This window comes from Streptomyces sp. yr375 (genome assembly GCF_900110755.1).
In the GTDB taxonomy this organism is placed as follows: Bacteria; Actinomycetota; Actinomycetes; order Streptomycetales; family Streptomycetaceae; genus Streptomyces.
This window is the reverse complement of the sequence record NZ_FOFF01000056.1, coordinates 1-18,357: the sequence shown is the minus strand read 5'-3', so window position 1 is coordinate 18,357 and position 18,357 is coordinate 1. Positions and strand designations below refer to the sequence as shown.

Annotated in this window: 16 protein-coding genes; 9 read left to right on the top strand and 7 right to left on the bottom strand. The window is 71.8% G+C overall.

The features are described 5' to 3' along the window. Positions 1 to 78 precede the first annotated feature (78 nt). On the top strand, positions 79 to 459 hold the full coding sequence (locus BMZ82_RS34450) for a hypothetical protein (RefSeq protein WP_093781340.1): 381 nt from the start codon (positions 79 to 81) through the stop codon (positions 457 to 459). A gap of 189 nt (positions 460 to 648) precedes the next feature. Here the strand turns inward: BMZ82_RS34450 and BMZ82_RS34445 are convergent, their stop codons facing one another. The 3 genes from BMZ82_RS34445 to BMZ82_RS34435 form a co-directional block, all read right to left on the bottom strand. Continuing rightward, complete coding sequence (locus BMZ82_RS34445; protein WP_093781339.1) at positions 649 to 3,084, bottom strand: SpoIIE family protein phosphatase; 2,436 nt, start codon at positions 3,082 to 3,084, stop codon at positions 649 to 651. 251 nt (positions 3,085 to 3,335) lie between these two features. Then, the gene (locus BMZ82_RS34440; protein WP_256252266.1) at positions 3,336 to 4,223 is read right to left on the bottom strand and encodes an SCO4651 family lipoprotein; all 888 of its coding nucleotides are present in this window, start codon (positions 4,221 to 4,223) and stop codon (positions 3,336 to 3,338) included. A gap of 168 nt (positions 4,224 to 4,391) precedes the next feature. Then, positions 4,392 to 5,273 (bottom strand): hypothetical protein, encoded by an 882-nt coding sequence (locus BMZ82_RS34435; RefSeq protein ID WP_093781338.1) that lies wholly within the window; start codon positions 5,271 to 5,273, stop codon positions 4,392 to 4,394. 406 nt (positions 5,274 to 5,679) lie between these two features. Between BMZ82_RS34435 and BMZ82_RS34430 the strand changes: the two genes are divergently transcribed. Continuing rightward, positions 5,680 to 7,236 (top strand): SDR family oxidoreductase, encoded by a 1,557-nt coding sequence (locus BMZ82_RS34430; protein ID WP_093781337.1) that lies wholly within the window; start codon positions 5,680 to 5,682, stop codon positions 7,234 to 7,236. A 349-nt stretch (positions 7,237 to 7,585) separates the two neighbouring features. Here BMZ82_RS34430 and BMZ82_RS34425 read toward each other — a convergent pair whose 3' ends face one another. Continuing rightward, complete coding sequence (locus BMZ82_RS34425) at positions 7,586 to 8,134, bottom strand: DUF4232 domain-containing protein (RefSeq protein ID WP_093781336.1); 549 nt, start codon at positions 8,132 to 8,134, stop codon at positions 7,586 to 7,588. A gap of 262 nt (positions 8,135 to 8,396) precedes the next feature. On the opposite strand from BMZ82_RS34425, the gene BMZ82_RS34420 reads away from it, so the two are divergent. Beyond that, positions 8,397 to 9,665, top strand: a complete 1,269-nt coding sequence (locus BMZ82_RS34420; protein ID WP_093781366.1) for a helix-turn-helix domain-containing protein — start codon at positions 8,397 to 8,399, stop codon at positions 9,663 to 9,665. 43 nt (positions 9,666 to 9,708) lie between these two features. Here the strand turns inward: BMZ82_RS34420 and BMZ82_RS40415 are convergent, their stop codons facing one another. Next, complete coding sequence (locus tag BMZ82_RS40415; RefSeq protein ID WP_143098963.1) at positions 9,709 to 10,188, bottom strand: hypothetical protein; 480 nt, start codon at positions 10,186 to 10,188, stop codon at positions 9,709 to 9,711. 9 nt (positions 10,189 to 10,197) lie between these two features. Then, a complete protein-coding gene (locus BMZ82_RS34415; RefSeq protein ID WP_256252265.1) occupies positions 10,198 to 11,571 on the bottom strand; it encodes a primary-amine oxidase in 1,374 nt (457 codons plus the stop codon). A 68-nt stretch (positions 11,572 to 11,639) separates the two neighbouring features. Between BMZ82_RS34415 and BMZ82_RS42295 the strand changes: the two genes are divergently transcribed. From BMZ82_RS42295 to BMZ82_RS34390, 6 genes are all read left to right on the top strand, one after another. Beyond that, the gene (locus BMZ82_RS42295; RefSeq protein WP_177244800.1) at positions 11,640 to 11,777 is read left to right on the top strand and encodes a hypothetical protein; all 138 of its coding nucleotides are present in this window, start codon (positions 11,640 to 11,642) and stop codon (positions 11,775 to 11,777) included. Then, a complete protein-coding gene (locus BMZ82_RS34410) occupies positions 11,774 to 12,529 on the top strand; it encodes an IclR family transcriptional regulator (protein ID WP_093781335.1) in 756 nt (251 codons plus the stop codon). Before BMZ82_RS42295 ends, BMZ82_RS34410 begins: the two co-directional genes overlap by 4 nt. A 68-nt stretch (positions 12,530 to 12,597) precedes the next feature. Beyond that, complete coding sequence (locus tag BMZ82_RS34405; protein WP_177244802.1) at positions 12,598 to 13,920, top strand: sensor histidine kinase; 1,323 nt, start codon at positions 12,598 to 12,600, stop codon at positions 13,918 to 13,920. Then, on the top strand, positions 13,917 to 14,579 hold the full coding sequence (locus BMZ82_RS34400) for a response regulator (RefSeq protein ID WP_093781334.1): 663 nt from the start codon (positions 13,917 to 13,919) through the stop codon (positions 14,577 to 14,579). The genes BMZ82_RS34405 and BMZ82_RS34400 overlap by 4 nt, the downstream gene beginning before the upstream one ends. A 111-nt stretch (positions 14,580 to 14,690) precedes the next feature. Then, positions 14,691 to 15,332, top strand: a complete 642-nt coding sequence (locus BMZ82_RS34395; protein WP_093781333.1) for a GOLPH3/VPS74 family protein — start codon at positions 14,691 to 14,693, stop codon at positions 15,330 to 15,332. A 15-nt stretch (positions 15,333 to 15,347) separates the two neighbouring features. After that, a complete protein-coding gene (locus tag BMZ82_RS34390; protein ID WP_093781332.1) occupies positions 15,348 to 16,964 on the top strand; it encodes a carboxylesterase/lipase family protein in 1,617 nt (538 codons plus the stop codon). Positions 16,965 to 17,282: 318 nt separating this feature from the next. On the opposite strand, the gene BMZ82_RS34385 is transcribed toward BMZ82_RS34390, so the two are convergent. Further along, the gene (locus BMZ82_RS34385) at positions 17,283 to 17,759 is read right to left on the bottom strand and encodes a hypothetical protein (protein ID WP_093781331.1); all 477 of its coding nucleotides are present in this window, start codon (positions 17,757 to 17,759) and stop codon (positions 17,283 to 17,285) included. Positions 17,760 to 18,357: the final 598 nt, after the last annotated feature.

Genomic DNA, 18,357 nt, shown 5'->3' with positions numbered 1-18,357 from the left:
AGAAGCGACGCTCGCCCCATGACCCAAGACCCACGGACCCCAACCCCGAACCCAACCCCCACCCCCGCTCACCACGTCATGACGACCCTCGGGCTGGCCGGGCTGTCCCTGGCGCTGTGGACTGCCTGGCTGGGCTGGGACCAGCACCGTGACGTGCACCCCGACGGCACAACGACCGGCCCCTACGAGGCATGGCAGGTGATCGGCCTCGTGCTGGCCCTGTTGATACCGGTGTACTGGGCGGCATCCCGACGCCGCGTCGCGGAGGCGGTACTCGGCACCACGGCCGGCCTGACCCTCGCCGCCTACTACGACTGGTCGGACGACTCCACCGGCCTCTTCATGGTCGGCGTGACGATGGTCATGACAGGCACCTTCGCCGCAACCCTCGTCCTCTCCCTGGCGATCACCGCCACGAAGGGAAACGGGGGACGGAGCCCGTACGATCTGCCGCTCTGACGGGAGCGGGCACCCGAGCGCGGGGTGTTCGGGGGGTGGCCGTTGTTCTTGCGGGGCGGAGTCGTCGCGTGGAGCGTCGGCACAGTCGTCCCAGGGCCTGGTAGAAGCGGTCCGTGTGACTCGGGAAGGCGTTGTGGCGCGCTGCGGAGTTGTCCACGGGAGGTCAGATCGAACCGGGCGGTGCCGGAATTACGACCCGGGCAGTGCCTGTTCCGTCCAGATGGTTTTTCCTGTGGGGGTCTGGCGGGTGCCCCAGCGTTCGGCGAGTTGGGCGACGAGCAGCAGGCCGCGGCCGCCCTCGTCGAAGACGCGGGCGCGGCGTAGGTGCGGCGCGGTGCCGCTGCCGTCGGAGACCTCGCAGATGAGTGTCGCGTCGCGGATGAGCCGCAGCACGATGGGGTCGGCGCCGTAGCGGATGGCGTTGGTGACCAGCTCGCTGACGATCAGTTCGGTGGTGAACTCCGCTTCCGTCAGCCCCCAGGCGGCCAGTTGTCCGCCCGCCGCCTTGCGGGCCCCGGCGACGGCCGAGGGATCGCGCGGCAACTGCCAGGTGCGCACCTTGTCGGCGTCGAGCGCGGCCGTGCGGGCCAGCATCAGCACGATGTCGTCGCCGGGCCGGTCGCTGAGCACCGTACGCAGCACCTGGTCGCAGGTCTCCTCCAGCGCCGCCGCCGGGCTGCTGCTCAGGGCCTCGCGCAGCAGGCTGAGGCCGACGTCGATGTCGCGGGAGGCGGCCTCGACCAGGCCGTCGGTGTAGAGGGCGAGCAGGCTGCCCTCCGCCAGCTCCACCTCGACGGACTCGAACGGCAGGCCGCCGAGGCCGAGCGGCGGTCCGGCCGGCAGATCGAGGAACCGCACGTCGCCGTCGGGGGTCACCAGCGCGGGCGGCGGATGACCGGCGCGGGCCATGGTGCAGCGCCGGGACACGGGGTCGTACACGGCGTACACGCAGGTCGCCCCGACCTCGCCCGACGCGTCCTGGGCCCGCCCGCGCGCCTCGGGGCCCTCCTCCCGGTCGAGCCGGATGACGAGATCGTCCAACTGGGTGAGCAGCTCGTCCGGGGCGAGATCGACGTCCGCGAGCGTGCGTACGGCGGTCCGCAGCCGGCCCATCGTGGCGGACGCGTGGATGCCGTGGCCCACCACGTCGCCCACGACCAGCGCGACCCGGGCGCCGGACAGCGGGATGACGTCGAACCAGTCCCCGCCCACGTCCGCCCCGGAACCGGCCGGCAGATAGCGGTAGGCCACCTCCATCGCGGCCATGTCCCGCGGCCGGTCGGGCAGCAGGCTGCGCTGGAGCGTCAGCGCGGTGCGGCGTTCGCGGGTGTAGCGGCGGGCGTTGTCCAGGCTCACCGCCGCCCGCGCGACGATCTCCTCCGCGAGCAGCAGATCGTCCTCGTTGAAGGACTCCGCCGTGCGGTGCCGCAGGAAGTGCACCAGGCCCAGGGTCACCCCTCGGGCGCGCAGCGGCACCAGCATCGTCGAGTGGATCATGTACCTGGTCACGGACTCGGCGCGGGCCTGCGACGACTTGATCCACTTCTGCATCCCCGGCTCGCCCGCCGTGTGCCGGGTGCCCCGCCCGGCGGCCAGCGTCCGCATCGGCGGGGTCCCCACCGGGTAGCGCAGCACGTCGCCCGTGGCGACCACCGACTCCGGGCAGCCCTCCAGCACCGACCGCTGCGCCGTACGGCGTACGGTGACGGGCTCGTCCTCCCGCACCGGCGCCGGCTCGTCGCCCAGCTCGACGGATTCCAGCAGGTCCACGGTGACGAAGTCGGCGAAGCCGCCCACGGCCACGTCGGCCAGTTCCTCGGCGGTGCGGGACACGTCGAGGGCGCTGCCGATGCGCAGGCCGGCGTCGTTGAGGACCGCCAGACGCCGACGGGCCCAGTACTGCTCCGTGGTGTCGAAGACGGCCGCGGACACCCCCTGGACCGTGCCGGACTCGTCCTTCAGCGGTGACATGAACATCGACCAGGCGTGGTCCCGGGTCTCACCGGGAGCCTTGCCGTGGTTCTCGTGGAACACCGCCTCCCCGGTGCGCAGGACCTGCCGCTGGAGACGCTCGTACTCGTCGAACGGCGCACTGGGCGCGATCTCCCACACGGTCAGGCCGCGCATCTCCGCCACGGTCATGCCCATCACCTGGGACATGACGGCGTTGGCGGCCACCAGCCGGTTGTCGAGGTCGTAGACCGCCACCGGTACGGGGAGCTGGGCGAGCGTGAGGTCCCACAGGGCCTGGGCTTCCGGCTCGGTCCGCTGCCCGACGCTCGCCGGGGCGGCCCCCGTCACGAGCCAGAGCCGGCCGGGGCCCGCGTCCGCCAACGGCGTCCCCTGCAACCGCACCACGAGCCGGTCCCCGTCCCGGTGCCGCAGCGCCACTTCGCTGGCCACCCGGCGGCCGACGGCCACATGCCGCCGCGCGGACTCGGGCAGGCGCGCGGCGAGCAGGTCACCGGCCGCCCGGCCCACGACGTCGGCGGGCTCGTACCCGAGCAGCCGCTGAGCCCCCCCGCTCCACATCACGACCGTCCCACCGGCGTCGACGACGACCGCGAAGTCCTCCGGTACGGGCCCTGCCCCCGTGCCGCCGGATCTGCCGCCCCTACCGTCCATGGGCCTCTTTCCCTCGCTCTCGCCCGACCGGAGCGGGCGCGGTCCCCTAGAAAGCCGATCCCACGACGCACCCGTCCTTCCCCTTACCCCTTCCCGCTTCACCTCCCCGACCAGTCTGGCAGCGGGACGACGACTGCGCGGGGCGACGATGCCGGGGGCTGCCCGGCCGCCCGCCGACCACGCGGGCAAGCGCCGACGCCGCGACACCGGATGCCGTCCGGATGCCGTCCGGATGCCGTCCGACCTGGCCTTCAGGCCTTCGGTGCGTCGTCCGCGAGCGGGACGGTGTCCTTGGCCGGCGGGGCTTTCACGGCCACGGGCCGATTGACGTCGAGGAAGGTGATGGTCAGGTCGAGCGGCCCGGCTGCGGTTGAGGCACCGGCTCCGATGCCGGTGGGCGCGTCGGTGTGCTCGGCGCGCAGCCGGTACTGCTTGGTGCGGTTGTCGCCGTCCACCCACAGGTCCATGGTGAGCGGGTCGGAGACCTGGAGCTGGATGAACTGATCGAGGCGCTCGGGGACCAGGCCGGCACTGTCGACGGTTCCCTCGTAGTGCGTCGTCCTGGCACCGTCGACCGACTCGGTCCCGATCAGCCGCAGGTCCTTGGACCCGTTCAGGAGCGTGGACTGCGTGGCCGGGCTGCCCTCCAGCGGGCTGGGCAGCACGCCGTAGGACTGGTTGTCCACCGCGCTGCGCCCCCAGACGGCCGGCGCGGCGCTGAGCCAGCTCTTGCCGCCGTCCAGCTTCTCGTAGTGGACCGCGCTCCCGCTGACGTACATGACCTCGTCGACGAACCGGATCTCCAGCAGGCCGTCCCCGCGCCGGGCGCCCACGGCGGTCATCTTTATGGCCATGGCCTGCGGTTTCGTGCTCATGGAGGCCTCTGCCTCCACACGGCCCTGCGTCGGCACGGTCCCGCTGATCCGATAGCGCAGCGACGTGATGCCCGCGGAGTTCTGCGCCGCTTTCGCCACGGCAGCCACTGCCGCCGCCGACGTCACGTCGGACGTCGCCTTGGACGTCGCTCCGGACGTCACCTCGGACGTCACCTCGGACGGGTCCGCCACCGCGGAATCACTCTTGCCGCCCCCTCCGCAGGCAACCGATCCCCCCGCGAGCAGCACGGCCGCGAACGCCACGCTCGTCACTCTGCGCGCTCCGGAAACCCGAACAGCAACCCCCACAGCAACCCCCACAGCAACCCCTGCAATTCACTAAGTAATTCACCCAGAGTGTTGGCAGACGCATGCCAAGGTCGCGAGCCTATACGGAGGGGACGTCAGGAAGCGTGAGGGATTTCAGGGGCGTCAGGACGGCCGGTGCGGCCCGTTGCCGTCCGTGCGGGTGCTGGCCGAGCTGGACGTGCCGATGGCGAACGTGGACGAATCCACACTCCCGATGTGGATGCCGGGGGCGAGCGGCTCCGGCCTGGTGAGGAAGTCCCGCAGGGTGCGTCCCGTAGGGGCGATGTGCGGGACGATGCTGATCAGGAAGGCGGTGCTGAGGACGACCGCGGCCAGTTGTCCGGCGTAGCCGAGCAGGCTGAACACGGGTGGCACGGTGAGCAACAGGAAGGCCAGCGTGAAGAAGGCGGGGACGTGTTCCCGGTCCTCCCTCCTGCGCGCGGCCGAGCGTTCGTGGAAGTCGACGTCGCCTTCCTCGTTATGGGACACGACCTTCCAGCCTTCGATGTCCCCGGCCGAGACGGAGAGCCGTAGGGCCACGGCCTGGCCCCGCTCCAACTGGCCGATGGTGAACACGGCTTCCCCCGGGGCCTGTTCGCGCTTCGGCCGCCTGGTCACCCCCATCTCGCGCTCGGGGTCCGAGGTGGGCACCGCCTCGATGATCTGGGCGCCCGGCGGGAAGCTGAACCGCAGGTGCTCGTCCTTGACGACCCGGTTGCCGGTGTTCTCGACCCGGAACTCGACCGAGCTCAGGCCCTCGATGGGGTGCCCGTTGTAGCTCAGCCGGAGCAGCCGGCCGATCGTTTCGTCCGTGGACACCATGGCGTTGTGGACCTCGGCGTCCCAGGAGAGCTGTTTGGTCGGTTCGCGGCGAAGCTTCACGCGCTCGATGGCGGCGGTGCCCAACGCGCCGACGACCGCGCCCACGACGGCGACGACGAGGTTCTGCTGAAACTCCGTCAGCCCGACTTCGGCGGCCACCATCACGGCAGAGACCGACTCCATGACCGCCCCCCGTTTTCCCAAGCCTTCCGAGCGCTGCGAGCCTTCCGAGTCCTGCGAGACCTCCGAGTCCTACGAGTCCTGTCGTCTTCCGAGCCTTCCCGGCCAAGGTCGACTTAACCAGGGCGACATGACATGGCGAGGCAGGTGACTTCCCGATCGCCGAGGCATTCGGGCACGGCGGTCACGGCGGTCACGGCGGTCACGGCGGTCACGGCGGCCACGGCGGCCACGGCGGCCACGACGGCCACGACGGTCACTCCGGTGGCCGGGACCGGCGAGGTTGCGGTGCTCGCCCCCGGCCCCAAGCATGGGCTCAGGGGCAGCACAGCGACAGAGCCCGCCGGACGGGCACGCCCCAGGAAGGCTTGAGAGCCATGACGTTTCCAGCGGCCCGCGTGCGATCGTCATGACCGCCGACGACGACATGACCGCAGACGGAATGACTGCCGACTCCGACCGTCCGCTGCACTGCCTGGTCACCGGTGCCACCGGTTACCTGGGCGGCAGGCTGGTGCCGGAGTTGCTGGCCGCCGGGCATGTCGTGCGTTGCCTGGCCCGCTCGCCCGACAAGCTGCGGGACCATCCGTGGGCCGGGCGGGCGGAGGTCGTGCGCGGGGACGTGACGGACGCCCGGTCCGTACGCGCGGCCATGGAGGGAATGGACGTCGCGTACTACCTGGTGCACGCCCTGGGCACCGGCCCGGGTTTCGAGGACACCGACCGGCGCGCGGCCAGGATCTTCGGGGAGCAGGCGCGGGCCGCCGGAGTCCGGCGGATCGTCTACCTCGGCGGGCTGAGCCCCGCCGGAGTGCCCGAGCACGAACTGTCACCCCATCTGCGTTCCCGCGTCGAGGTGGGCCGCGTCCTGCTGGCCTCGGGCGTGCCGACGGCCGTACTGCGGGCGGCGGTGATCATCGGGTCGGGGTCGGCCTCGTTCGAGATGCTGCGCCATCTGACCGAGCGGCTCCCCGTGATGGTGACCCCGAGCTGGGTGCGGACCCGCTGCCAGCCGATCGCCGTCCGCGACGTGCTCCGCCTCCTCGTGGGGTGCGCGAGGCTTCCGTACGGCGTCCACCGGACCTTCGACATCGGCGGACCGGACATCGTCACGTACGAGGACATGATGCGGCGGTACGCCGACGCCGCAGGGCTGCCGAAACGCGTCATCGTCTCCGTTCCGCTGCTCACCCCCCGGCTGTCCAGCCTCTGGGTCGGTCTGGTCACCCCGGTGCCGGGCGCGCTCGCGCGACCGCTGGTCGAGTCGCTGAGGCACGAGGTGGTCTGCGCCGAGCGGGACATCGTCCGCTATGTGCCGGATCCGCCGGAGGGGCCGGTCACCCTGGACCGGGCGATCCGGCTGGCGCTGCGGCGGCTGCGCGACACGGACGTGGCCACCAGATGGTCGTCGGCCTCGACGCCCCGCGCCCCCAGCGATCCGCTGCCGACCGACCCGGACTGGGCGGGCGGCAGCCTCTACACGGATCACCGCGAGCGTACGGTCGCGGCGTCGCCGGGGGCGTTGTGGCGGGTGGTGGAGTCGATCGGCGGCGAGCACGGCTGGTACTCGTCGCGGCTCGCCTGGTCCCTGCGCGGCCGGCTGGACACGCTGGTGGGCGGGGTGGGGCTGCGCAGGGGCCGCCGGGACGCGAACCGGCTGCGGGTCGGCGACAGCCTGGACTTCTGGCGCGTGGAGGAGATCGAGCCGGGTCGGCTGCTCCGGCTGCGCGCGGAGCTGCGGCTGCCCGGTCTGGCCTGGCTGGAGATGACCGTCGACCAGGACCCCCAGGGGCGCACGGTGTACCGGCAGCGGGCGCTGTTCCACCCGCACGGCCTCGCCGGACACGCCTACTGGTGGACCGTGGCCCCCTTCCACGCCGCGGTCTTCGGCGGCATGGCCCGCAACATCGCCGCCGCGGCCGAATCGACGGCCCCCGAACCGGTCGAACCGACCCGCACCCGCTGAGGGGGACCGAGCGGGAGGGATCAGGCACCGTGCGCGTCTCCGTCGCCCTGTTCACCGCGGACCCGCGGGTGCACGACAACCGGGTCCTCCAGGCGGCCCTTCGAGACGCGGAACGCGTGGTCCCGCTCTTCGTCGGGGCGAGCCGCTCCGCGACGCCCGCAGCATGGGGACGACCGGGACGACCACGCCGAGCACGGTCGCCCTTCCCCCACCAGTCGGCCGAGACACTCCTCATTTCCCCGCGCGGGACGTCCGTACCGCCGCCGGTGGCGGCACCGCGCGCCCCCGCTGAAGGGGGGACGCCCGGTGCGGCCGGACGGCGGCTGTGTCGCGCGGGACGCCAGGGCGGCTACCAGGCGAGCGCGTCCGCCGCGTTGTCCTGCCAGTAGGTGACCACGGCGGCGCTGTTGAAGAAGATGCCGCTGTTCGGCAGCTTCAGGGTCTTCTCCTTGTCGGTCGAGTTGCCGTTCCGGTCGACGAAGATCACGCCCAGGGTCTTCGTGGTGTAGCCGCCCTCGCCGTCGGGGGAGGACGTCGTGATGCCCGCGTACGCGGACTGGCCGGGCTCGAGCGTCAGCACGGACTGCGGCGTGGTCTCCTCGGCCCACGGCAGCGGGGCCTGGGCGTCGGCGCCGGCCCTCAGGAAGGGGGCGCTGTAGGCGTAGCAGGGCTTGGTGCCGGTGTTGGTGGCCTTGAGCAGCAGGTGGTTGATCGGGCGGGACGCCTCGGTGACGGTCAGCGCGGTGTTCGCCGTGGTGCAGGTGACGACCGAGGACGCCTTCGCGGTGACGGCGGACGCGGTCTGCCCGGCGGCCTGGATTCCGACGAGCGCGAGGGCGGCGGCGACGACCATGGAGGAGGCGGCCGTACGGGAGACGGAACGACGGGCGATACGCATGACGGAACTGCTTTCTCTGAACATCGGGAAGATGGCGTGCATGGGTGGGCGCGCCGGAAGTGCGGGCCACGAAAGGGGAGTTGCGCGGGGCCGAGCACCATGTCCGGTGAGGCGCCGTGCTTGGATGGCTCAAGCCTGTGCCATACGGCGTCCCATCCGCGACTCCCTCGGGAATTCTGGGACGCTGGGATGCGCGAACCGGCTCTGAACTGGGGAAACGTAATCTTCCTGGGACGTCGAACGGAATGGAGGACCGGTGCAGGTGGCTGAGGAGATCGCTGAATTCGCGGCGCTGCTGCGCGAGTTGAAGCAGCGATCCGGGCTGAGCTACGAGGCTCTGGCGAAGCGGGCGCACATGAGCACCTCGACGCTGCACCGGTACTGCAAGGGGGAGGGAGTCCCGGCCGACCACGCGGCCGTCTCCCGCTTCGCCCGGGTGTGCAGGGCGACCCCCGAGGAACTGATCGAGCTGCACCGGTCCTGGATCCTGGCGGACGCGGCACGGGAACGCGCCAGGCGAGCCGCGGCGGACCCGGAACCGACCCCGGAACCGAACCCTTCGGACCGGGCCGAGCACCCCAGCCCGGACACCGCATCAGACACCCCGCCCGCACCCGAACCCGAACCGGCGCCCACATCCATGAGCGAGCCCGGAGACCCTGGCGTCTCCGTCTCCGTTTCCCTCCCCGAACCGTCGGCGCAGACGCCCGTCCCCGCCCGCCGCACGCCGAAGTTCCTCCGAACCGCACGCATGCGCTGGTCCCTGATCGCGGCGGGCACCGCCGTCGTCGTCGCCGTGACCACCGCCGTCACGGTCGACCTGCGGGGCCCGGGGACGGACCCGACGGGGAAGAACGGCCGCCCGGCCGGCACCGTGACCTCCGCCGGTCAGAACAGCTCCCCGGACCCGGCCGCCGCGATCCCGCTGACGGTGGCGACCCGCACCTACGCCTGGGACGACCCGCAGTGCGAGGGGAAGTACCTGATCAACCGGCCTCCCGGCGAGGTCTCGCCGCCGGTGATGGGCCAGGACGTGCCGGGCTGGGTGAAGGCGCACGGCGCCATCGCCGCCGACGGGCAGCGAGTGGCGCTGACCGTTCAGGGCACCGGGGACGAAACCGTCGTCATCGAGTCCCTGCACGTCCGGGTGGTCAACTCGGGCGTGCCCCCGGCCTGGAACGCGTACCTGGGGTCGTCGGGCTGCGGCGGAGGCGTGGAGACGAGGTCGTTCGCCACGGACCTCGACGCCGCTCGCCCCACCATCGTGCCGAAGGCCGGCCAGCGGGGTGTCCCCTACAAGGTCAGCCAGTCCGATCCCGAGGTGCTGTACATCACCGCCCGGGCCAGTGTCCACGACGTGAACTGGTACGTGGAGCTGGAGTGGTCCAGCGGCGGCCGGCAGGGGACGATCCGGATCGACGACCACGGAAAACCGTTCCGCACCAGCGGCAGCCGGGGCCGTCCCGTCTACGAGCACCTGCTCGGCGGCACCGAATGGTTCAGGGTGGCGGACAACTCGTCTTCGAACTAGAGAACCGAACCGGCGGGAAGACCAGGGGAAGGTCACAGGAGCATCAGGCCCATCGCGCCGGCCATCGCCAGCCCACCGATCCGGCCGGCGAGCGGCGACTGCGGACGAGGGGGCCGGGGCACCGCCGCGAACCGCGCCACCGCCCACAGCACGACCACCGCGACGGCACCCACCGTCCAGCCGTACGACGACGGCATATGCCCATGGCATGGGTGTGTTCCGTGCCCCCGTCGAGCGCCGCCCGCCATTGCACGAACAGCAGCCCGGCCATGCCGAGCAGGTCGTACGCGACGGGCAGCCGTTCGGCGAGTGGCAGGTCCTGCCAGGCCACCGCGGTCGCGGTCGCGGTCAGTGCCAGGCACCACCCGAGGGGACCGAGCGGGTCCGTCCCCTCGGGCAGGGCCATGGCCACCATCGCGGCGGCCATGACCAGTTGGGGCGCCCACCGGCGCGGCGACCGCTCCCGGTGCCCCGCGGGCCCGCAGACGCAGCCGACCAGCCCGAGCACCGCCGCGAGCAGCATCACCGCTCCTCAGCCCCCGCGACAGTGCCGGCTCGCGGAGCGCGGCACGTCGAGGGTGGGGTTGCGGTCGAAGAAGCCGACCGGCTTGAGGGTGAAACCGGCGTAGTCGACGGGCATGACCGGCCAGTCCTCGGGGCGCGGGAAGTGGGTCAGGCCGAAGGTGTGCCACAGCACGATGTCCTCGCCGTCCACCGTCCGGTCGGCCGCCGTCCAGGCGGGCAGGCCCGCGCCGCCCGGGTGCTGGTTGACGAAGTCACCGGCCGGGTAGCGCTCGTCCGGGTCGTACGCCGTCACCCACAGGTGCTTGGTGGCGAAGGCGGCGCGGTCGTGGATGACGGAGGCGTCGTCGGCGAGCAGCACCGGCTGGCCCTCGGGGTACAGGGCGTACCCCACAAGACGGCCGAGGCGGTTGACCTTCTCCGGGTTCACCACGTGCCAGGTGCGCGCCGCCCCCTGGTCGGCGAGGCGCTGTGCCTGCGACTCGTGCCCGAGCCGGGTGCGCCGCTCGGCGAAGGCGTTGCCGTACGGGTTCGCGGGCCCCATCGGCACCCGCACCGCGTCCACCTCCTCGACGGCGTTGCGCGTGCCGTCGACGGTCATGTCCAGCCGGGCGGAGAACAGGTGCTGGTGGAAGGGCGCGCCGAGACCGGGCGCGAGCTGCGTCGCGTAGGGGTGCCCCTCCGCCGGGTACGCCGACGTGAACACGACGCCCGTGGCCTTCGTCTCGCACTGGATCGTGCCGTCGAGGTAGAGGTACCAGTAGAAGCCGTAGTCGTAGTTGCCGATGGTGGTGAAGAAGGAGACGACCAGGCGGCGTTGGCGGCGGGTCTCGTTGGAGCCCGCGAACATGTCGCTGTGCTTCCACAGGACGCCGTAGTCCTCCTCGTGGATGCAGATCGCGTTGCGGATCGTGCGCGGGGCGCCGAAGTCGTCGGCGATCACCGCGTCCACGTAGGTGATCTCGCCGAGGCAGTCGCAGCCCAGCTCAAGGGAGTTGGCGTACCGGGCGAACATGTACTCGCCGGCGTCGAAGTAGTTCTGCCAGTAGCGCACGGGGGAGGGGTCGGCGTACGGGACGACCATCTCGGCGATCGACGCCCGGTAGACGATCGGCCGGTCGTCGAAGGCGAGTTGATGGAGCGTCAGGCCCTCGCGTTCGTTGAAGCCGATGCGCAGACTCCAGTTCTGCCAGGTCAGGAGGTTGCCGTCCAGGGCGAAACTCGGGCCCTCGGGCTGGGTGATCTCGATCGGCTTCAGCGTGGTGCGCGGCTCGCCCGCGACCTCGGGGTCGTCGAAGTTGCCTGACTCGTCCGGGACGGGCAGCTCGCGGTGGTCGACGACCTCGACGACCGTACGGGCGGTGAGGTCGACGTAGGCCACCATGCCGTCTACGACGAGACGAGCGCCGCGGACCTCTTGGGCGCTCCGGAACCGGCGTCCCGGGAGGCGGCATGAGTCCCCGGACGGACCCGACGGCGCTGCCGGGCACCCGCCGTCCACGACAACTTGCGGCCGTGGGCGTCTACGACGAGACGAGCGCCGCCGGCCTCCCGGGCACCCCGGAACCGGCGTCCCGGGAGGCCGCATGAGCCCCCCGATGGATCCGACCGCGCTGCCGGGCCGTCAGCCGAGGGCGATCCGTAACGCGCTGGCCGTCCTGGAGGAGGTGATCGCCGCGGGCCCCGGGGCGACCGCGAAGGAGATCTCGACGGCTCTCGGGCTGCCCCCGGCGACCACGTACCGGCTGCTCAACCTGCTGGTCGCCGAGGAGTACCTGGTCCGCCTGCCCGGCCTGGGCGGTTTCGCGCTCGGCCGTCGCGCGGCCCGCCTCTGCGTCCCCGCGCCCCCGCACGTCCCGCTGGCCGCCCGCGCCGTCCTCGACCACCTCCGCACCCGTACCCGCTGGGGCGTCCACCTGGCGTCCTTCGCCACCGACCGCCTGGTGCTGACCGACCCGGACCCCGACCACCCCCCGACCGAGGAAGCGCTCCTGGCCCGCCATCCGCACGCCTCCGCCCTCGGCAGACTGCTCCTGGCCGCCCAGCCCGACTGGCGCGCCGTCGCCCCCGACCTGCGCCGCTTCACACAGCACACGGTCACCGACGACGCGGAACTCACCGCCGAACTCCAACAGATCGCCGAGTCCGGCCTCGCCCGCCAGTGCGGCCAACTCCGCCCGGACCGCGCCTGCCTCGCCGTGGCGATCCGCCACCCCACCACCGGCACCCTCGTCGCAGGCCTCGCCCTGTCCGGCCCCCCGGCCCGCGTGGCCCAACCCAACGCCGACCTGATCACCGTCCTCCGCCAACACGCAGACCGCCTGGCCCCCTTGCTTGCCTGACCCGCCACACCATGACCCACGCGACGAGAGGCGGCCCCGTCGCTGGACGGGGTCGGTAGGGTCGGCGCGTGGACCGCAGCAGCAGACAGCCGGGCGACCAGTACGCCGGCCAGGCGCGGGGCGAGCTGTCGCCGCGGGCGCTGTGGTGGGCGTCGGCCGGTCTGGTGCTCGCCGTACTCGGCACCTCGGTGCTCGTCGCCGGCGCGGAACGCGGTGGGCGACTGCCCGTGGCCGCGGCCCTGGTTCTCGTACAGGTCTGCGCCCTGAGATGGCAGGTACGGGCCCCGGTCGCCGTACTCGCCGTGAACGCGGCGACGGGTCTCGCGGTATGGACGCTGCTGCCCGAGGTGACCTTGACGGGAGCGCTGCTCGCGGCGCAGCTCGCGCTGTGCGTACTGTCGGCCACCAGACCGCGGCGGCAGTCGGTGTGGGCGCTAGCGGCAATGTGCGTGCTGGTGACGGTGCCGGTACCGCTGGCGTTCGGGGCCGGGGGCGGCCCCACGGGGGCGACGGTCTGCCTGCTGGCGGTGGTCCTCGCGTGGACCGCGGGCCAATGGCGCCGGGCGCAGCAGGCACGGGTGGCGGCGGAGACGCGCCGAGCCGTGGTCGAGGAGCGGGCGCGGATCGCGCGCGAGGTGCACGACGTGGTGGCACACACCCTGTCCGTGATGGTCATCCAGGCGGCCGCGGCGGACGACGTGTTCCCAGAACACCCCGACCAGTCCCGCCAGTCCCTACGAGCCATCGAAACGGCCGCCCGCTCAGCACTCGGCGAACTACGCCTGCTGCTACAGGCGTTCGGCCCTGAGGCTGGGGAGGCTGGGGAGGCTGGGGAGGCTGGAGGCGGCGGGGGCGACGGGAAGGCCGGGGACGACGGGTACGGCGGGCCCCGTGAGCAGCAGGAGCAGCAGGAGCCGCAGGAGCAGAAAGCGCAGCGGGACCAGCGGGAGTTGCGTGCACCGGGACCCTCCCTCGCCCGCCTGGACGAGTTGGCCGACCCCGTGCGCGCGACCGGAATGACCGTGACCGTGCACCGCGAGGGCGTCCTCGACGGACTGCCGGCCGTCGTGGACCTGGCGGCGTACCGGATCGTCCAGGAAGCTCTCACCAACACGCTGCGCCACGCGGTCGGCGCCGACGAGGTACGCGTACGCGTGACGGTCGAAAGGGAGTGCGTGAAGATCTCGGTGGTCGACAACGGACGTACACCGCAAGGCCGTTCGGACGGGCGTCGTCCGCCGCAGGCCCGCTGGGACGGGGCGGGAGCGGGACGCGGTCTGCTGGGGATGAAGGAGCGCGCCCGGCTCGTCGGCGGCAGCCTGCGCGCCGGTCCGTCGCCCGAGGGCGGCTTCGAGGTGGCGGCGCGGCTGCCTGTGGAGCGCGTGTCATGACGGCGCTGCGCGTGGTCGTGGCCGACGACCAGGCCCTGGTCCGTACCGGATTCCGCATGATCATCGACGCCCGGGACGACCTGGAGGTGGTCGGCGAGGCGTCCGACGGCCGGGAGGCGGTACGGCTGACGCGCGAACTGGCACCCGACGTGGTCCTGATGGACGTACGCATGCCCGTAGTGGACGGCATCGAGGCGACCCGGCGGATCGCGCAGTCGGGCAGCGGGGCCCGGGTGCTCGTACTGACCACCTGGGACGTCGACGCGCACGTGGTCGCCGCGCTGCGGGCGGGGGCGAGCGGCTTCCTGCTCAAGGACATACGCCCCACCGAACTCGTCGACGCGATCCGCGTCACCGCGCGCGGCGACGCACTGCTCGCGCCGACGGTACTGAGCCGCGTCCTGGACCGCTTCCTGCGCACCACGCCCGACGCGACACCCCCACCCTCCCTCCGAGACCTCTCAGGCCGCGAACGGGAGGTGCTCACCCTGATCGGCCAGGCACTGTCGAACGCGGAGATCGCCGAACGGCTCCGCCTGTCGGAGGCCACGGTCAAGAACCACGTCACCGCGATCCTGCGCAAACTGGCCCTGCGCGACCGTGTCCAGGCCGTAGTCGCCGCCTACGACCACGGCCTCGTAAAGCCGCACCACCCCTGACAAGGCATCCTCCTCAGGGAGGAGACCAGACCGCAGTCCTCCTGCGCTCCCACTCCCCTTCCCTCCGCGTGGCCGATCCGCGGCCGGGGCCCCCGCCCCTACCGTCGAGATGTGACCGACGACCTGCCCTGCCTCATGTACCTGCTCGCCCACGACGACACGGCCGAAGGCCCCTACGACCGTTCCCGCACCGGGTTGCTGGTGCGTGCCGCCGCCCTGATCGACCTCGCGTCGCGCGGCCTGCTGGCGGAGGACGGCGACGGCAAGGTCACCGTGTCCGGCACCCGGCCGACCGGCGACCCGGTCCTGGACGGCGTACTGCGCGACGCCGCCACCGGACACGGCTGGAAGCACCTCGTACGCCGCCACCGCAAGCAGACCCTGACCCAGGTGGAGGACCGTCTCGCCGCGGCGGGAGTACTCACCGTGAAGCCGCCCCGCACCCCCTTCGGCACCCGCCGCCTGACGGTGACGGACCGCGCCGTGCCCGCCGCGCTCCGCGCCCGCGTGTCGGCGGCGCTGCACGGAGACCGCCCCGTCCGGGAACTCCCCGCCGCCGACGCCGCGCTGCTGGCCCTGGCCGCGGCGGGCGGCATCCGCTCGGTCGTCCCACGCCAGGACCACAAGACCTACCGCTCCCGTATCGACGCCTGCACAGGGTCACTGTCCGCCCTCGCACCGGGCCTGGAGAAAGCCGTACGCACCCTGCCGATGACCATGATCGCCGCAAAGGGCGGCACAGGCGGCAGCTAACCCACGGGGAAAACCATGACCACACACCACGCCCTAACCACCCTGACCTGCGCCCTGACCGCAGCCCTGGCGACAACCTGGCCCACAGCACCCCCGACACAGCCCACCGCGACGACGGTACGAACGGCCGCGACGACCGTACGCACGGTCGCCGGCCCGGAGCGGACGGCCGCCACGACCGTACGAACCCACGTCGGCGCGGTGCGGGGCACCGCCCACGACGGTTACCGCACCTTCGAAGGCATCCCGTACGCCGCACCCCCGGTCGGCAACCTCCGCTGGGCACCGCCCCACCCCGCGGCCCCCTGGCCCGGGGTACGGGACGCGACCCGTCCCGCGAGCGCGTGCCCGCAACCGGCCGACGAGGTACCGGGCGGCAGCACAGACGAGGACTGCCTCCACCTGAACATCACCACCCCCGACGCCACCGCCCCCGCGCGCCCCCGGCCGGTGATCGTGTGGCTGCACGGCGGCGGCTTCACCACCGGAGCGGGCAGTTCCTACGACGCCCACCGCATGGCGACCCGCGGCGACGTAGTGGTCGTCACCGTCAACTACCGCCTCGGAGCCCTCGGTTTCCTCGCCCACAGCGGGCTGCCCGGCTCCGGCACCTTCGGCCTGGCCGACCAGCAGGCGGCACTGCGCTGGGTCCGCACCGAGATCGGCGCGTTCGGCGGGGACGCGCACAACGTGACGCTGGCCGGCGAGTCCGCCGGCGGCTACAGCGTCTGCGCCCAGCTAACCTCCCCCGCCGCCGAGGGCCTCTTCGACCGGGCGATCATCGAGAGCGCCCCGTGCACGGGCACCCCAGACCGCCCGTTCGCGCCATCCTCGGTCCCTCTACCCACGGCGCGCGCCACGGGCGACGAACTCGCGACAAAGGTCGGCTGCGCCTCATCCCACGACGTGACGGCCTGCCTCCGACAAGTGACCGTCCCCCGCCTCCTAGCAGCCCAGAACACGGACCAACAACCCGCGTACGCAACCCCGTTGCTGCCCACCGACCCCGGGGCGGCGATCGCGGCCGGCCGCTTCCACCACGTCCCCGTCCTCATCGGCAACAACCACGACGAGGGCAACGGCTGGGCCGCCGGAATCATCCAGGCCGGCAACCCGGTCACCCCCGACACCTGGCCCGACGTCGTGTCCGCCTTCTTCCCCTCCCCGGTACAGACGAAGGCGATCATCCGCGAGTACCCGGTACACGGCACCGACGGAGGCCCGGTCCTCGGCGCGGTCATCGGCGACGCGAACTTCGCCTGCCCGACGGCCCACACGGCCGCCCTACTCGCCACCCAAGTACCCACCTGGCGCTACGAGTTCGCCGACAAACACGCCCCACCACTCACCCCGGGCACACCACCGTTCCCCCTCGGCGCACAGCACGCGAGCGAACTCCCCTACCTCTTCGACCTGGGCGGCCACCCCCGCACCCTGACCGCAGCCCAGCACCGACTGGCCAACACCATGATCAACTACTGGACCCACTTCGCCCGAACCACCAACCCAAACACCCCCTCCTCACCCCCCTGGCCCCAACAAACCCCCCTCTCCCTCACCCCGAACCACATCACCCCCACCCCCACGACAAACTCCGACCACCACTGCACGCTCTGGAACACCCTCGGCTGACCACCGCGGGGGGCCACCACCCCACCCCACCCAACAACAAGCCCCAGGCGACTGACCTGGGGCTTCATCTGGAACGGGCGAGGAGAACCGAACTCGCACGCTTCGCTTGGGAAGCTCGGGTTCCTTGGCGGCGGTTGTCGTGCTGGCCTGTAGCGGAGTGGTGTTGGGGCCCTTGTCGCATCCATGGCGAGTCCCCGTTGTTCCCTGTGCTTCCCCACACGATCTGGCACGGCTCTGGCACAGGGCTTGACGTGTGAGACCAACGCGGTTGCTCTCGCGACCTGCTGCAACTGCGACGACGACCTAGCAGGATCCGTTTTACGAGAGTCGTTCAATCGCGATAGGCGCACCGGAGTCCAGCTCGATCGTGTCCCCTTCGTCCTCCCCGCTGGGGCGATCGGCAGGAAGCACGATCAGCAGGGTGTGTGGTCGAGGCAGCCGGCCGGTGTCCATTGGCGGGTCGTAGTGCCCGATGTCGATGATGCGCACCAGTGTCTCTGGGATGCCGACGAGGCATGTGTCGTGCGGCTTCAGGGTCTGCGGATCCTGCTCCGTTCGAAAGAGCGACCACTCCCAGCCGTCGGGTTCAACTGGAAGGGCGAATCGGCCGTTCCACCCGTACTGCGAGTCAGGATCGACTTCACCCCATGGCCACTCGATCGACAAATGGGACTTCGATACCTCAGTAATCCGTGCCGGAGTCGGCGCACACGACACCCGGAGCACGTCGCCCACCTGGAAGTCCAGGTTGTTGCCTTGCGTCACTTGCTGCCCCTCACCTGCGGCGACCGGCATCGAAGGCTACCGGCGGGCCTTGGGGTCCTCTTGCCCTGGGTCTTGCAGGGGATCTTGGTGAGCTGGGTATTTGCTGGTCAGGGACGGCCCAGCTTTGCCCGGTGCGGGGTCTCGTCGGGCTGACGGCCGACACCTTCGTCGCGTCCCCTCTCAGCCTCAGCCGACGAAAGCCCGCCACGACGGCGCGTCAGTCGACCGACCAGGCGCGCGTGTGCCTCGCTGCACCCCACCGGCCTCAGCCACGCTATTGGTGCCGTCGATTAGAAGCCGTATTCCTATCGATCACGAGGACGGTTCTGATCGAACGGGTTCCCTGGTCGGGTGATCTTGGCCGCGCGGGCGCATGAAAGCAGGGCCTCCGGTGCAGCACGAGGGTTGCGAAGCCAACTCGTTCACCAGGAGGCCCTGTTGTCCCAGTCTTGCGTGACGACGTTGTTCCCGTCCAACTCGCGCGTGTCGGCGTGCGATTGCCTCGCTCACCGGTTCGGGAACGCGGCCGACCGACCCGACCGGGTGCGGCAGTACCCCTCCGACATGACGGACGCCGAGTGGCAGGTGGTGCGCGACGCGATGCCGGTCCCGGCCTGGCTCGAAGGGC